A 15171-nucleotide genomic window follows, 5' to 3' on the forward strand; every position below is an offset into this window, starting at 1 on the left:
GCTTTACGTCTGCCGTACCACGCGGTTGCGCAGCACGCCGATCTTCTCGACCTCAAGCTCGACCACGTCGCCATTCTTCAGAAACCGGCCATGCTCCAGGCCGCAGCCGTCGCCCACGGTGCCCGAGCCGAAGAATTCGCCCGGATGCACGGTTTCGTCGGCCGAGACGCGCGCCAGCAGATCCTCGAATTTATGATGGATCGTGCTGGAATTGCTGTCGCACCAGGTCTTGCCGCTGACCCGTGCCTGCATGCGCAGATTATACGGATCGCCGATCTCGTCCGTCGTGACCAGGAACGGTCCCATGGCATTGCCGGTATCGAAATCCTTGCCCTTGCAGGGCCCCAGCATGCTCTGCATTTCCAGGCCTTGCGCGTCGCGGGCTGAGAAATCGTTGAAGATGGTGAAGCCGAACATGTAGTCGCGGGCTTCGCCCGGCTTGATGTTCTTGCCCCTCCTGCCGAGGAAGAAACCGAATTCCAGTTCGAAATCCATCACCTGGCTGTAGCGCGGCCAGATCACGTCGCCGTCCGGACCGTTCACCGAGAAACGGTTGGATTTGTAATAGATCGGAATCTTGTACCAGCTATCCGGCACCTTGGCGGCGCCGAACTTGATCAGCAGCGGCGCCAGAACGGGATGGCGCCTGCGGATCATCTGCGCCCGCGCCTGATAGACATGCTTCTCGAACAGCATGCTGTCGCGGATCTGCTCCGGCACCGGCACCGGCGCATGCAGCCTGGCATCGGCCAGCGGCACGCGGATTTCGGCCCTGGCATGCAGATCGCGCACCCGCGCCATCGCCTCGTCGCCGCCCTTGATGATCGAGAGCATGTCGGAGAAGCCGTCGCCGAGATCGACGATCATGGCACCGTCGGAAGTGAGGATGCCGGGGCGCATCTCGCCCCGCGCGGGATGGCTGAAAGTGCAGAATTTCATGCTTGCTTAGTCCTCGATGATGGCAACGGCGCGCGTCCAGCCGGCGGAAGCGCCGCGGATTTTGTGCGGAAAGCAGCTCACCGTGAAGCCGAAGGGCGGCAAGGCTTCGAGGTTATGCAGCTTCTCGAGATGGCAGTAGCCGATATGGCGGCCGGCCTTGTGGCCTTCCCAGATCAGCGCGGCATCCCTGGTTTCCTTGTACTTCTCGGCGGTATGCACGAACGGCGCGTCCCAGCTCCAGGCATCGGTGCCGGTCACCCGCACGCCGCGCTCGAGCAGATACATCGTGGCCTTGTAGCCCATGCCGGCACCGGTGCTGACATAGTTGGGCTTGCCATAGGCCGCGCCGGCGGCGGTGTTCACCAGCACGATGTCATGCTCCTTCAGGCGATAGCCGATCCGCTTCAGCTCGGCCTCGACATCGGCGTCGGTCACGACATAGCCGTCGGGGAAATGCCGGAAGTCGAGCTTCACGCCGTCGCCGAAGCACCAGTCCAGCGGCACCTCGTCTATCGTCCAGGCGCGCTCGCCGCGGTTCATGGTCGAGTGGAAATGATACGGCGCGTCGAGATGCGTGCCGTTATGGGTGTTCAACTGCACATGCTCGACCGCCCAGCCTTCGCCGTCCGGCAGGTCCTCCTTGCGCAGCCCCGGGAAGAATTTGGCGATGTCCTCCGGGCTCTGCTGATGCGTGATGTATTCGATCTTCGGCCCGAAGCCGGGCGGATCGGAAATGACGTCGTTTTCGAGATAGATCGAAAGATCGATGAAACGGCGGGGCATGCTTCCTCCTGGCCGCCCGGGCAGGGCGGCTGATTCTCTGCTTAACGGAACAATACCGACACAATTTTATTTTGTCGATTTTTTTCTCTTTTGTCGTTGACACACTGACAGACCGTCGCCCAGACTAGCGCCATGAGCGAGGGGAGGAGCAAGGCGGATATCCGTGACCTGGCGGCCAAGGCCGGCAGCCTGACCGAGTCCGCCTATCGCAACCTGCGCCGCGACATCATTGCCGGCGTCTTTCTCCCCGGCGTCAAACTGCAGATCGACGATCTGAAAGTCCGCTATGGCCTCAGCGCCAGCCCGCTCCGGGAGGCGCTGGCGCGGCTGGTCAGTCAAGGCTTCGTCGTCAGCGAAAACCAGCGCGGCTTCCGCGTCGCCCTGATGAGCCGGGAGGACCTCGCCGACATCACGCTGGCCCGCCAGGTGGTCGAGACCGCGGCGCTCAAGCTGGCGCTGGAGCGCGGCGACGATGCCTGGGAGGCCGATATCCTCGCCGCCTATCACCGCCTCGACCGCTATGTCGCGCGGCTGGAAGGCAAGCCGGTCGAGAACCTCGCCGAGTTCAGCGGACTGCATAAGGCTTTCCATGTTGCCCTGATCGCCGCCTGCCGCTCCCCGCGCCTGCTGGAGGAACAGAGCCGGCTTTACGATCAGGCCGAACGCTACCGCCACGGCATGATGCAGAATTATCTGGTGGCGCAGGGCATCGGCATCATGGACGAACATCGCCAGCTTATGGATCTCGTTCTGGCGCGGCAGAGCGACGCCGCCTGCGCCATGCTGCACCGCCATCTTGGCCATACCTACAGTTTCTGCTTCGGCGACGAGGCAATGCAAGGACGCACAGGGACGGCACCTCTGATCAAACCGTAACGTGCCGAAACAAGCGGAAATATTCGGGAGGAAACGATGTCCGCAGTCTTCAAATCAGGTATCGCCATCGGCGTCCTGGCCATGGCCCTGCTCAGTCAGAGCGCGCACGCCCAGAAGACGATCAAGATGACGGCCTTTGCCGGACATCCGCCGGTCTTCCCCTGGGTGAAACTGCTGGACGACTACTTCATCCCCGAAGTGGACAAGCGCCTCGCCGCGGCCGGCGGCAAGGTCAAGATCGAATGGAACCGCGCCTATGGCGGCACCCTGGTGAAGCTGGGCAGCGAGTCGACGGCGCTGAAAGACGGCCTGGGCGAGATCGGGTTCGTTTCGACCATCTTCGAGGCGCCGAAATTCCCGCTGCAGAACATCACGTATTATACGCCGTTCGGCACCGACGATATTTCCATCGTCGCCAAGGTGATCACCTCGCTGCAGAACAAGATTCCGGAAATGAAGGCGGCCTGGACCAAGAACAATGCCGTCTTCCTCGGCGGCACGGGTCTCGATGCCTATCACCTCTTCACCAAGGCCCCGATCGCCAAGCTGGACGACCTGAAGGGCCTGAAGATCAATGCCCCCGGCCCTTCGGCGAACTGGCTGAAGGATACCGGCGCCATCGCCGTCGCCGGCACCCTGCAGACCTACTACAACGACATCCAGACCGGCGTCACCTCAGGCGCGCTCACCTTCGCCACCGGCGGCTTCCCGGCCAAGATCTACGAGGTCGCGCCCAACATCACCAAGGTGAATTACGGCGCGCAATTCGGCGGCGCGCTGGCGATGAACAAGAAGGTGCTCGACCGCCTGCCGAAGGATGTGCAGAAGATTTTCCTCGATGTGGGTCAGGATTACAGCGAGAAATTCAACGCGCTGCTGACCAGCACGACCAACGATCTGATGCGGAAGATGGCCGCCGCCGGCGCCCACATCCGCGAAGTCCCGCCAGCCGAGCGCAAGCAATGGGCCAGCGCCATTCCCAATCCGGCCATCCCCTGGGCCAAGGATCTCGACGCCAAGGGTCTGCCGGGAACCAAGGTGCTCAAGGCCTATATGGCGGAAATGAAGGCCAATGGCGTGGAATATCCGCGCGACTGGTCGCAGGAATGAGTCCTCTTTAGCTGCTGGCCCGGTGCGGCGCATGTTCTCTCGTTTTCTTGGCATCATGAATGCCTGCGGGACCGTGTGGATTTTTCTCCTCATGATCCTGATCAACAGCGACATCATCGGCCGCGAACTGTTCGACGCGCCCGTGCGCGGCACCACCGAGCTGATGTCGATCTCGATTGTCGGCATCGTCTTCCTGCAGCTTGGCCATACCCTGATGAGCGGCAAGATCACCCGCTCCGACATGGTGATCGACACCCTGCTGACGCATCGGCCCCGGCTCGGGCATGCCCTGCAATGCCTCTATCACTGCGCCGGCGCCGCGCTGCTGGCGATCGTCTTCTACGGCAGCATCGATCTGCTCACCGAGGCCATCGATATTCAGGAATATGTCGGGGCCGTCGGCGATTTTACCGCTCCGACATGGCCGATCCGCCTGCTGATACTGATCGGCAGCGCGGCAACCTTCCTGCAATTCCTGCTGCTGGCCTGGCGCGACCTGCGCGTTACCTTCGGAGCCCGGGCATGACCGGTCTGGAAATCGGCTTCGGCACCATCGCCGTCATGATGGTGCTGATCTGGCTGGGCGTGCATGTCGCCGTCGCCCTCGGCATCACATCCTTTCTCGGCGTCTGGCTGCTCAAGGGGGATGCCGAGGTCGCCACCGCCATGCTGTCGCAGGGCGCCTACGATGCCATCGCATCCTACGTTTTCGCCGTCGTGCCGCTTTTCGTGCTGATGGGCTTCCTGGTCAGCATTGCCGATATCGGCAAGGATACCTTCGAGGTCGCCAACCAAGGCTTGCGGCGGCTGCGCGGCGGACTCGGCATGGCGACGGTGGCCGCCAACGCGATCTTCGCCGCGATCACCGGCATCAGCATCGCCTCGGCCGCCGTGTTTACCCGCGTCGCCGTTCCGGAGATGCTGCGCTACGGCTACAAGCCCGGCTTCGCCACCGGCGTCGTGGCCGGCTCCTCCGTGCTGGGGATGCTGATCCCGCCAAGCCTGCTGATGATCCTCTACGGCTTCCTGGCGGAAGTTTCGGTCGGCCATATGTTCATGGCAGGCATCCTGCCCGGCCTGCTGCTGAGCCTGGCCTACGGCGTCAGCATCGCCGCGATGGTGCGGCTGGCACCGCATTTCGTCGGCGGCAGCGCCGCGGGCGACGCCGTCGCGGGAGACTTGATGCCGCTCGGCGAGATGCTGCGCAAACTGCTGCCGATCGTCATTCTGATCGGTGCCGTGCTTGGCGGGATCTATGGCGGCTTTTTCAATGCCACCGATGCCGGCGCGGTCGGCGCCGCCGGCGCGCTGATCATCGCCCTGGCCAAGCGCCGGCTCGACCGCAGCAAGCTTTGGCAGGTCATGGTCGAGACCGGCCATGTCACCGTTTCGGTATCCTTCCTCATCATCGCCGCCAGCCTCTATACCCGCATGCTGGCCCTGAGCGGCGTGCCGCAATATCTCGTCGACCTGATCGCCCATGCCGGCCTCGGGCAATATGGCTTTCTCGTCTGCTACATCCTGCTGATCGTCATCATGGGCTGCTTCATCGATTCCAGCTCGATCCTGCTGATCGCCCTGCCGCTGATGCTGCCGATTGCCACCGGCTTCGACATGAACCTGATCTGGTTCGGCATCGTGACCATCGTTGCCGTTGAGATCGGGCTGCTGACCCCGCCTTTCGGGTTGAGCGTCTATGTGATCAAGAGCACGTTGAACGATCCGCGCATCTCGCTCGGCGTCATTTTTCGCGGCGCCCTGCCCTTCGCCGCGATCATGCTGGCCGTCCTGATCCTGCTCGTCGTATTCCCCCAGCTCGCTTTGGCACTACTTTGACAGGAAGTTGCAGGGAGGACGGCTATGAACAAGGCACCCCGCCGCATCGTCACCGGCCATGACGGCACCGGGAAATCCGTGGTGGCGATCGACACCACGATGACCCCCAAGGTCTCCAACCAGGAACGGGGCGTCGATTTCTACGAGATATGGAATACGACGGGCAGCCCGGTCCCCGTCGATAACGGCCCGGATCCGACCGACCGGCCGCTGACGATCCCGCCGCCGAAACTGGGCAGCATCATCCGCTATGTCGATTTCGAGCCGGAATCGGAAAAGACCGCCCGAATGGATGCCGCAGCGGCAAAGGCCGCCTTCGCCGCCGTCGGTACGGCGCAGGCTTCCACCTGGCGGCCCGGCAAGCACCCGATGATGCACCGGACCGAGACCGTCGATTACGGCATTGTCCTCGAGGGCGAGATCGTCCTCATCCTGGACGATGCGGAAGTGCCTCTGAAAGCCGGCGACGTGGTGGTGCAGCGCGGCACCGACCATGCCTGGGCGAATCGCTCGGACCAGCCGGCGCGTATGGCTTTTATCCTGCTGGATGGTGCATTTTCTCCGGAGTTGCGTAAGCTGATGCAAAACAGCTAGCGCCTTCCGGAGGAACCATGCCCGCCCAAGATCAGCCTGCCCTGCTTTGGTCGCCCTCGCCCGAGCGGATCGCCCGCAGCCGGATGCGGCAATACATGGACTGGCTGGCCCGCGAACGCGGCCTGACATTTTCGGATTACGACGCGCTCTGGCGCTGGTCGGTGGAGGACCTGGAAGGCTTCTGGGCCTCGCTGTGGGATTACTTCGAGATCAAGGCCCATAAGCCTTACGAAAAGGTGCTGGCCAAGCGCACGATGCCGGGGGCGCAATGGTTCACCGGCGCCGAGCTGAATTTCGTCGATCAGATCCTGCGCCACGAAACGCCGGAACGGCCGGCAATACTCTATGCCTCGGAGCAGGCGCCGCTGCAGGCGATGTCCTGGGCCGAACTGCGCCGACAGGCGGGCGCCGTCGCCGCCCATCTGCGCCGCCAGGGCGTGAAGCGCGGCGACCGCGTCGTCGCCTACGCGCCGAATACGCCGCAGACCATCATCGCCTTCATGGCGGTGGCGAGCCTGGGCGCGGTATGGTCCGTCTGCGCGCCGGATATGGGCCTCCAGGCGGTGCTGGACCGCTTCCGCCAGATCGAGCCGGTTGCTCTTTTCGCCGTTCCGTCCTGCAGCTATGGCGGCAAGACGCATGACAAGCGCCCGGTGATCGACGACCTGATCAAGGCCTTGCCCAGCCTGCGCGACATCATCGTCATGCCGGCCGAGGGAAGCGGCGACATGGCCTTGCCGGCCGGCCTGCGCCGGGCGGACTGGAACGAGATCACCGCGCAGCCGGCCGACCTGCATGTCGCGCCTGTGCCGTTCGACCATCCGCTCTGGATCGTCTATTCCTCCGGCACGACCGGATTGCCGAAGCCGATCGTGCATGGCCATGGCGGCATCCTGGTCGAAATTCTCAAGATGATGGCCCTGCATAACGACCTTGGGCCGGACGACGTCTTCCACTGGTATTCCAGCACCGGCTGGATCATGTGGAATGCGCAGATGGCCGGATTGCTGACCGGCGCGACCATCGCGCTCTACGACGGCAGCCCGGGCTGGCCGGACTGGAGCCGGCTCTGGCGCTTCGCCGGCGAAGCCAAGCTCACCTTCTTCGGCGCCGGCGCCGCCTTCTTCGCCAATTGCCTCAAGGCCGAAATCAAGCCGCGCGACGTGGCCGACCTGTCGCATCTGCGCACGGTGGGCTCGACCGGTTCGCCGCTCTCGGAGGATGCCTATGCCTGGATCTATCGCGAGCTTGGCCCGGATATCTGGCTGACGCCGATTTCCGGCGGCACCGATTTCGCCGGCGCCTTCGTCGCCGGCTGCCCGATCCTGCCCGTCTACATCGGCGAGATGCAATGCCGCTGCCTGGGCGCCGATATCCAGGCCTATGACGACGCCGGCAACCCGCTGGCCGACGAGGTCGGCGAACTGGTCTGCGCTTCGCCGATTCCCTCGATGCCGCTCCATCTGTGGAACGACAAGGACGGCAGCCGCTACCGCGACAGCTATTTCGACATGTATCCCGGCAAGTGGCGGCATGGCGACTGGATCCGCATCACGCCGCGGGGCGGCGCCATCATCTATGGCCGTTCGGACGCGACCATCAACCGCCATGGCCTGCGGCTCGGCACGGCGGAAATCTACCGCGCCGTCGAGGAACTGCCCGAAGTGCTCGACAGCCTGGTGGTCGATCTCGAATATCTCGGCCGGGATTCCTACATGCCGCTCTTCGTCGTCTTGCGCCCGGGCCTCGCCCTGGATGCGGCGCTGAAGGACAAGATCAATCAGGCGATCCGCAAGGCGGTCTCGGCGCGCTTCGTGCCGAACGACATCTTCCAGATCGCCGAAGTGCCTAGAACGCTATCGGGCAAGAAGCTGGAAGTGCCGGTGAAGAAGATCCTGCTGGGGCAGCCGGTGGACAAGGTCGCCAATCCCGGCACCATGGCCAATCCCGGCAGCCTGGCCTGGTTCGTCGACTTCGCCGCCCGGCATGCCGAACAGCAGAAGGCCGGCGCGGCTTAAGCCTGCTTAAGCTGCGCCCGCCGCGCCAGCACGATCCCGCAGAGCACGACCAGACCGCCGGCGATCTGCAGGCTCTGCAGTCCCTCGCCCAGCCAGAGCCAGCCGAAGAAGGCCGCCGCCACCGGCTGGATCAGCACGACCAGCGAGGAGAACGATGCCGGCAGATGGCCGAGCGCATACGCGATCAGGCTCTGGCCCAGCGCATGGCTGATCCAGGCGAGGCCGAAGAGAATCACCCAGCCATGCGCGCTCGCCGGGAACAGGTCCTCGCCCATCACCCATACCATGGGCAGAAGCGCCAGCGCGGTGACCAGGCTCGACCACATCATCAATTGCTGCGTACCGTGCCGGCCGCGCAGCTTCGCCACCGCAATCATATAGGCGCCGTAGAATATCGCCGTGGTGAAGGCGAACATGTCGCCCAGCACATGGCCCTGGCCGATCTGGAAGCTGGCGCCGACCAGCATCAGCGCGCCGCAGATGGCGACCGCCATCGCCACCAGGAACGACGCCGTGATCGTCTCCTTCAGCACCAGCCAGGCGCCGAGCGTGACGATCACCGGCGCGAAATTGCTGAGCAGGGTGGCGTTGGCGACCGAGGTGTATTTGATCGACAGGTGCCAGAAGAACAGATCGCCGCCGAACAGCAGGCCCGGGATCAGGATCAGGCTCAAGGGCGGCAGACCGGGCGTCGCAGACGTCTCCGCGGCGGGGCGGAAACGCCAGATCAGCCACAGCGGCGGCACAGCCAGGAAGGCGCGGAAGAAGCCGGTCGCGGTCGGCCCGACTTCGGAAAGGCGCACGAAAATCGGCGAGAAGGCGATCGCCAGCGCCCCGACGATGAGGGCGGCCAGGGCAAGGCGCTGCCGGGCGGACGGCTGCTGCATGAGGGAGGCTGCAGTCTGGGATGTGGCGGTCATGCGAGGCGGTCTGTTGTTCCCCACCGGCATAATCCCCGGCGTTTGGAAACACAATCGTTCCGCCGCCGGATTGTCGGCCATGGCCATGAACGGCTGCAGGTTGCATTTGGCGGCTGATCCCCTCCACGGTATCCTTCGACCATGCCGCCGATCGCTCCACGCTTCCCGCCCGTGCGCCGCCGCCTCGCCCTCACCCGGCGGGAAGCGCTGCGCGGTGCGGCGCTATCGGCCGGCGGCTTGCTGATCGGCTTGCAATTGCCGGCAAAGGCGGCGCGCGGACAGAACGCGGTGAACATGCCGCTGGTGGCGCGACTGAATGCCTGGCTGCATATCGGCCGGGACGACCGCATCACCTTCCTGCTCGACCGCTCGGAAATGGGCCAGGGCGCGCATACGGGGCTGGCCACGCTGATCGCCGAAGAGCTGGATGTCGACCCGATGCAGGTCACGATCCGCAATGCCCCGGCCGACAAGGCCTACCGGAACGTCTATCTGGTGAAATCGATGCTGACCGGCGGCAAGGCCGAGCGGCTCAGCGGTTTGCCGCTCTGGGCCGTGGAAAGGCTTGGGCGCCTCGTCGGCCAGCAGGTCACCGGCGGCTCGACCAGCATCCGCGGCGGCTTCGAGCCGATGCGGCGGGCCGGCGCCGAAGCACGCTTCCGTCTGGTGCAGGCAGCCGCCGCGCGATGGCAGGTGCCGGCGGACGAATGCACGACGGCGGCCGGCATCGTCACCCATGAGCCGAGCGGGCAAAGCCTTTCCTACGGCGCCGTGGCCGATGCCGCGGCGCAGATCGAACCGCCGGACAAGATTCCGTTGCGCCCGCGTTCGGCCTGGCGGCTGATCGGCAAACATGATCAGCGCGTCGACACCGAAGCCAAGGTGACCGGCAAGGCCGTGTTCGGCCTCGATGTCCGCCAGCCGGACCAGCTTTTCGCCGCCATGCAATGGGCGCCGCATTTCGGCGCCAAGCTGAAATCGCTGGAGAGCGCCGAGGCGCTGAAGCGGCCTGGCATCAAGGCAGTGGTGCCGCTGGCGGATGGCTTCGCCGTCGTCGCCGACAATTCCTGGCGCGCCATGCAAGCGCGCTCAGCCGTGACGGCGGAATGGACGCCCGGCCCGGAATCCGGCTTTGACGACGCGGCATTATGGCGCCGCCTGCACGACGCGATCGACGGCGAGGGCAAGCTCGCGCATAAGACCGGCGATGTCGACAAGGCGCTGGGCGGCGCGGCGAAAATCGTCTCGGCGGAATACCGCCTGCCTTTCCTGGCGCATGCGACGATGGAGCCGATGAATGCCACGGCGCTGGTCGGCCCGGACGGGGTGGATGTCTGGGCGCCGACCCAGGCGCAGGAGGCGGTGCAGCAGGCCGCCGCCAAAGCCATTGGCGTCTCGGAAGACCGGGTGCGCGTCCACACCACTTATCTGGGCGGCGGCTTCGGCCGCCGCTCGGAAGCGGATTTCGTCGCCGCCGCCGCGCAGGTCGCCAAGGCGGTGACCGGACGGCCCGTGCAGGTGATGTGGCCGCGCGAGGAGGATATGCGGCACGACTTCTATCGCCCCGCCGCCCTGCATCGCATCAAGACCGGCCTCGACGGCGCCGGCCGGCCGATCGCCTGGAAGCAGGATCTGGCCTCGCCGTCCATCATGCGCCGGGTCTTTCCGCCGACCACCTGGCTCGGGCCGGACGAGACCTCCATCGAGGGCAGCCTCGACGGCGTCTACGGCATCCCGAACGCGGCGTTGGAATACGTGGCTGCCGAAACGCCGGTGCCGGTCGGCTTCTGGCGTTCGGTCGGGCATTCGCATAACGCCTTCGTCAAGGAATGCATGATCGACGAAGCCGCCCATGCCGCCGGACAGGACCCGTTCGCCTATCGCCGCGCGCTACTGGCCGGCAGCCCGCGCCATCTGGCGGTGCTTGAATTGGCGGCCGCCAGGGCCGGCTGGGGCACGCCGCTTGCGGCGGGTAAAGGCCGCGGCATCGCCCTGCACGAAAGCTTCGGCACCATCGTCGCCATGGTTGCCGAAATCAGCGTCGATGACGGCAGGATAAAACCCGATCGCATCGTCTGCGCCGCGGATGCCGGCACTGTGATCAATCCCGCGATCGCCGTCGCTCAGCTGTCCGGCGGCGCGATCTTCGGCCTGACGGCCGCGCTCTATGGCCGCGTCACGCTGCAGAATGGCGCGGTGCAGGAAGGCAACTTCGATACCTATCAGATGCTGCACATGGCCGATGCGCCGCGGGTCGACGTCCATCTCATCGGGAGCGAAGCGGCGCCGGGCGGACTGGGCGAGCCGGGCGTGCCGCCGGCCGCGCCGGCTCTGGCCAATGCGGTTTTCGCCGCGACCGGCGAACGCCTGCGCAATCTGCCGCTGTCGCTCACCGGGCACAGGGCTTGAGCGTCACCGCCTGTTCGGGACCGATCCCGGGGAAATAGCTGCCGAGATCGCGACATTCGCCTTTGATGCAGACATGCCAGTCGCCGGGCGTATAGGGCGAACGGGTCAGGATGAGCTGCGGCTGCGGCGGCAGTTTCGGGTGCCAGACCCAGAAACCGTCCTTGAAGACGGCATTTTCGCCCGGATCCATGCCCGCCCCGCTGGACTGCACGGCAGCCTGCTTGACGACGAGACCGGCATCGGTAGCCTGCCAGGTCTCGCGCCACTCGGTCTTCTGCACGCTATGGGTCCAGCGCAAATCCACCGTACCGGCATGCAGCGCAACGACCGCCGCGCCCAAAGCCAGACAAAGCCCCGGCATCAGGCCTCTGCCGGCTTGGCCTCGGCGCGCCGGGTCTTCCACCAATGGAAAGCGATGAAGGTTACCGCCAGCACGAAGCCGACTTCATCCGTCCACGGCACCGCAATGACGAAGAGGAAGGCGGCAGCCGTCGCCCAGATGCGTTCCACCCAGCTCATCCGGCCGATCAGCCAGGCGCTGGCGGCGCCGCCCCAGAGGCAGACCGCGATGATGGCCTTGACGGTCACATAGGTGGTATCGAACCAGGTGCCGCCCTGCAGCATCAGCGCCGGCGTATAGACCGCCATGAAAGGCACGACATAGCCGGCCAGGCCGATCTTGGTCGCGTTCAAGCCGATCTTGATGTGGCTTTCCTTGGCGATCGAGGACGCGGCCAGGGCAGCCAGGGCCACCGGCGGCGTCAGGTCGGCCATGATGCCGAAGTAAAACACGAACATATGCGCCAGCAGAATGGGAACGCCCATCTGCTCGAGCACCGGAGCCGCCATCGAACTGGTGATGATATAGTTCGGGATGGTCGGAATGCCGGTGCCGAGGATGATGCAGGTCACCATCGTCATCATCAGCGCCAGGAGGAGGTTGTCGCCGGCAACCGCGAGAATGCCGCGAGCCAGCTCGTTGGCCAGACCGGTCATCTGGGCGATGCCGATCAAAATGCCGACCAGCGCACAGGCGACGCCGACGCCGAGCGCGCCTTTGGCCGCATCGGCAAAACTCTGCAGCAGCAGTCTCTGCGTCTCCAGGCCGCCCTTGGTGAACCAGGTCAGCACCACCAGAAGAACGATCATGGCGATCGCGACGCTCTCCAGGCGCAGGCCGACGTAGCGATAGAGCACGGCGGCGCACAGGCCGAGGCCGACCCAGAAGATCACGCGATAGAGCGTCACCTTCAGCGGCCCGGTTGCCTGCTGCCCCAGGATGACCACCGTCGTCAGCGCCATGCCCATCGTGCCGGCGAACAGGGGCGTGAAGCCGGAGAACAGCAGATAGACCAGCACCGCCAGCGGCAGCAGCAGGTACCATCTTTCGATCAGCGCCTTGAGCGCGTTCGGGCAGTCTTCCTTCTTCAATCCGACCAGCCCGGCGCGGCCGGCTTCCAGATGCACCATCCAGAAAGCGGAGAAGAAATACAGCACGGCCGGAATGACCGCCGCCAATGCAACCTGCGAATAGGGAATGCCGATCGTTTCCGCCATGATGAAGGCGACCGCGCCCATCACCGGCGGCATGATCTGGCCGCCCATCGAGGAGCAGGCCTCGACGGCGCCGGCAAAGGCGGGGCGATAGCCGAAGCGCTTCATCAGCGGGATGGTGAACTGGCCGGTGGTCAGCACGTTGGCCACGCCCGAGCCGTTGATGGTGCCCATCAGGCCGGACGAGATGACCGCCACCTTGGCCGGACCGCCCTTGTGGTGGCCCACTGTCCCCAAGGCGAGGTCGTTGAACAGACCGATCATGCCGGCGCGCTCAAGCAGGGCGCCGAACAGAATGAACAGGAAGATGTAGGTGGCAGACACGAAAATCGGCGTGCCCAGAATGCCCTCGGTGCCGAAATACAGCGTGTCGATCACCTGGCCGAAATCGAAGCCGCGGTGCATCAGAAAGCCCGGCAGGCTGCGGCCAAAAATGGCATAGGGAATGAAGATCGAGCAAAGCAGCGGAAGTTCCCATCCCATCACGCGGCGCGCTGCCTCGATCACCATTACGGTCATGATCGTGCCGACCACGAGATCCATGGTCGACGGGTCGCCGGCGCGCTGGATCAGATCGCCCTCGAATATCCAGTGATAGAACGACAGAACGAAAGCAATCGCCGCCAGCGCCATATCATACCAGGGCGCGCGGTCGCTATGGTCGCCACGGCGAAACCGGAACAGCAGATATGTCAGGGTGAGCAAGAAGCCGACATGGACGCTGCGCAACACAAGCGTCGACAACGGGCTGAAAGCCGCCGTAATGATCTGGAAGAAGGTGAAGGCGATGGCAATGACGAACACTGCCTTGCCCTGCCAGCCCGAGAGAGCCGCCGCCCCGTGTACGGGATTCTCGCGGTCGACAATCGTCGTCGGCTCGTTATTCGCAGTCATGCAGCGCCACCCTGGAAGTAAACCTGTAAAAACGCCGGCGCCATGAAAGCGGCGCCGGCGCAGACATTGCGAAAGCCGTTACTTCAGCAGGCCGGCTTCCTTGTAGTACTTCTCCGCACCCGGATGCAGCGGCACCGGCGGATTGGCGGCCATCTCGGTCTTGACGATGCCCTTGGCCGCGGAATGCGCCGCATAGAGAGTGTCGAGGTTCTCGACCAGAGCCTTGGTCATCTTATAGGCGAGATCGTTGCTGACCTTGGTGGTGGTCACGAAGTAATTGGCCACCGCCACGGCCGGAACGGCCTGATCCTGACCGGTATAGGTTCCGGCCGGGATGGTCGCGGGAAGATAGGCGGCGTCGCCGATCTTCTTCACCACATCGGCAGGGACCGGAACTATCACGATTTCGACCGAGGAGGCGAGATCGCGGATGGACGACACGCCGAGGCCCGCCGACTGCAGGGTCACGTCGATCTGCCGGTTCTTCATCAGATCGACCGACTCGCCGAAGCCGAGATACTCGACCTTCTGGAAGTCCTTGTAGCTGATCCCGGCGGCGCCCAGCACGACGCGGGCATTGATTTCGGTGCCGGATTTCGGCGCACCGACGGAGATGCGCTTGCCCTTCAGATCGGCCAGCGACTTGATGCCGGAATCCTTGGTGGCAACGATCTGGATGTAGTTCTTATAGGCCGCCGCAAGGACCCGCAGCGTACTCAGCTTGTGCGAAAAGCCCGCCTCGGCATCGCCCTTCCAGGCATTGGACAGCGTATCGCCCAGCGTGAGCGCCAATTCGCCCTTGCCGGTGCTCAGCAGATTCAGGTTCTCCACCGACGCCTTGGTCGGCTGCACCTGCACCTTGGCGTTCGGAATCGCCTTGCTATAGATGTTGCCCAGCGCGACGCCGATCGGATAATAGGCGCCCGAGGTTCCACCCGTCAGGATATTCACGAATTCCTGCGCGCGAGCGCTGGCGGCACCAAGCGTGAAAGCAAAGGACACAGCCGCCGCGGCGACCAGGGTCCGGCGAGTAAAGGTCATGGGTATTCCTCCCGCATATCAAAGGTTTACAAAACCTACCTCAGGGCGACGTTTTTACCGACTGAGGGTCGATTCCGCAAACCCTTTCGGCCTGCCGGACCTCGCCCCACCCCGCGTCAAACGCCGATAATTGCAGTGCACAAACGATGTAGGTCTTTGACCTTGCATCGTTTGCAACGCCGCAAACCGGCTCCCAC

At 64.4% G+C, this 15171-nt stretch carries 13 protein-coding genes; 7 read left to right on the forward strand and 6 right to left on the reverse strand.

The annotated features are described in order from the left end of the window. Positions 1-3 precede the first annotated feature (3 nt). On the reverse strand, positions 4-939 hold the full coding sequence (locus VF194_RS07300) for a fumarylacetoacetate hydrolase family protein (RefSeq protein WP_330889525.1): 936 nt from the start codon (positions 937-939) through the stop codon (positions 4-6). A gap of 6 nt (positions 940-945) precedes the next feature. Next, on the reverse strand, positions 946-1722 hold the full coding sequence (locus VF194_RS07305; protein ID WP_330889527.1) for a cyclase family protein: 777 nt from the start codon (positions 1720-1722) through the stop codon (positions 946-948). 132 nt (positions 1723-1854) lie between these two features. Between VF194_RS07305 and VF194_RS07310 the strand changes: the two genes are divergently transcribed. From VF194_RS07310 to VF194_RS07335, 6 genes are all read left to right on the forward strand, one after another. After that, a complete protein-coding gene (locus tag VF194_RS07310) occupies positions 1855-2598 on the forward strand; it encodes an FCD domain-containing protein (protein WP_330889529.1) in 744 nt (247 codons plus the stop codon). 36 nt (positions 2599-2634) lie between these two features. After that, positions 2635-3708, forward strand: a complete 1074-nt coding sequence (locus VF194_RS07315; protein ID WP_330889531.1) for a C4-dicarboxylate TRAP transporter substrate-binding protein — start codon at positions 2635-2637, stop codon at positions 3706-3708. A 91-nt stretch (positions 3709-3799) separates the two neighbouring features. Beyond that, positions 3800-4234, forward strand: coding sequence for a TRAP transporter small permease subunit (locus tag VF194_RS07320; RefSeq protein WP_330889533.1), 435 nt, complete (start codon positions 3800-3802; stop codon positions 4232-4234). Continuing rightward, positions 4231-5544 (forward strand): TRAP transporter large permease subunit, encoded by a 1314-nt coding sequence (locus VF194_RS07325; protein ID WP_330889535.1) that lies wholly within the window; start codon positions 4231-4233, stop codon positions 5542-5544. Before VF194_RS07320 ends, VF194_RS07325 begins: the two co-directional genes overlap by 4 nt. Positions 5545-5568: 24 nt before the next feature. Continuing rightward, entirely contained in the window at positions 5569-6138 is a 570-nt protein-coding gene (locus tag VF194_RS07330; RefSeq protein ID WP_330889537.1) for a cupin domain-containing protein, read from the forward strand. Between the two features lie 17 nt (positions 6139-6155). Further along, positions 6156-8156, forward strand: coding sequence for an acetoacetate--CoA ligase (locus VF194_RS07335; protein WP_330889539.1), 2001 nt, complete (start codon positions 6156-6158; stop codon positions 8154-8156). On the opposite strand, the gene VF194_RS07340 is transcribed toward VF194_RS07335, so the two are convergent. Continuing rightward, positions 8153-9043 carry a DMT family transporter gene (locus VF194_RS07340; protein ID WP_330889541.1) on the reverse strand — a complete coding sequence of 297 codons (891 nt, stop codon included), beginning with the start codon at positions 9041-9043 and terminating at the stop codon, positions 8153-8155. The genes VF194_RS07335 and VF194_RS07340 overlap by 4 nt on opposite strands. A 174-nt stretch (positions 9044-9217) precedes the next feature. Between VF194_RS07340 and VF194_RS07345 the strand changes: the two genes are divergently transcribed. Next, positions 9218-11485, forward strand: coding sequence for a xanthine dehydrogenase family protein molybdopterin-binding subunit (locus VF194_RS07345; protein ID WP_330889543.1), 2268 nt, complete (start codon positions 9218-9220; stop codon positions 11483-11485). Here the strand turns inward: VF194_RS07345 and VF194_RS07350 are convergent. The 3 genes from VF194_RS07350 to VF194_RS07360 form a co-directional block, all read right to left on the reverse strand. Continuing rightward, complete coding sequence (locus tag VF194_RS07350; protein WP_330889545.1) at positions 11466-11846, reverse strand: DUF1850 domain-containing protein; 381 nt, start codon at positions 11844-11846, stop codon at positions 11466-11468. The genes VF194_RS07345 and VF194_RS07350 overlap by 20 nt on opposite strands. Next, positions 11846-13933 (reverse strand): TRAP transporter permease, encoded by a 2088-nt coding sequence (locus VF194_RS07355; RefSeq protein ID WP_330889546.1) that lies wholly within the window; start codon positions 13931-13933, stop codon positions 11846-11848. The genes VF194_RS07350 and VF194_RS07355 overlap by 1 nt, the downstream gene beginning before the upstream one ends. Before the next feature lie 78 nt (positions 13934-14011). Continuing rightward, positions 14012-14974: a TAXI family TRAP transporter solute-binding subunit gene (locus VF194_RS07360; protein WP_330889548.1), complete on the reverse strand. Its 963-nt coding sequence runs from the start codon at positions 14972-14974 to the stop codon at positions 14012-14014. Between the last annotated feature and the right edge of the window lie 197 nt (positions 14975-15171).

The organism is Ferrovibrio sp., from assembly GCF_036381655.1.
GTDB lineage: Bacteria > Pseudomonadota > Alphaproteobacteria > Ferrovibrionales > Ferrovibrionaceae > Ferrovibrio.

Coding starts and splice junctions, on each gene's coding strand:
- VF194_RS07300 (WP_330889525.1), bottom strand. CDS start 939: ATGAAATTCTGCACTTTCAGCCATCCCGCGCGGGGCGAGATGCGCCCC.
- VF194_RS07305 (WP_330889527.1), bottom strand. CDS start 1,722: ATGCCCCGCCGTTTCATCGATCTTTCGATCTATCTCGAAAACGACGTC.
- VF194_RS07310 (WP_330889529.1), top strand. CDS start 1,855: ATGAGCGAGGGGAGGAGCAAGGCGGATATCCGTGACCTGGCGGCCAAG.
- VF194_RS07315 (WP_330889531.1), top strand. CDS start 2,635: ATGTCCGCAGTCTTCAAATCAGGTATCGCCATCGGCGTCCTGGCCATG.
- VF194_RS07320 (WP_330889533.1), top strand. CDS start 3,800: ATGATCCTGATCAACAGCGACATCATCGGCCGCGAACTGTTCGACGCG.
- VF194_RS07325 (WP_330889535.1), top strand. CDS start 4,231: ATGACCGGTCTGGAAATCGGCTTCGGCACCATCGCCGTCATGATGGTG.
- VF194_RS07330 (WP_330889537.1), top strand. CDS start 5,569: ATGAACAAGGCACCCCGCCGCATCGTCACCGGCCATGACGGCACCGGG.
- VF194_RS07335 (WP_330889539.1), top strand. CDS start 6,156: ATGCCCGCCCAAGATCAGCCTGCCCTGCTTTGGTCGCCCTCGCCCGAG.
- VF194_RS07340 (WP_330889541.1), bottom strand. CDS start 9,043: ATGCAGCAGCCGTCCGCCCGGCAGCGCCTTGCCCTGGCCGCCCTCATC.
- VF194_RS07345 (WP_330889543.1), top strand. CDS start 9,218: ATGCCGCCGATCGCTCCACGCTTCCCGCCCGTGCGCCGCCGCCTCGCC.
- VF194_RS07350 (WP_330889545.1), bottom strand. CDS start 11,846: ATGCCGGGGCTTTGTCTGGCTTTGGGCGCGGCGGTCGTTGCGCTGCAT.
- VF194_RS07355 (WP_330889546.1), bottom strand. CDS start 13,933: ATGACTGCGAATAACGAGCCGACGACGATTGTCGACCGCGAGAATCCC.
- VF194_RS07360 (WP_330889548.1), bottom strand. CDS start 14,974: ATGACCTTTACTCGCCGGACCCTGGTCGCCGCGGCGGCTGTGTCCTTT.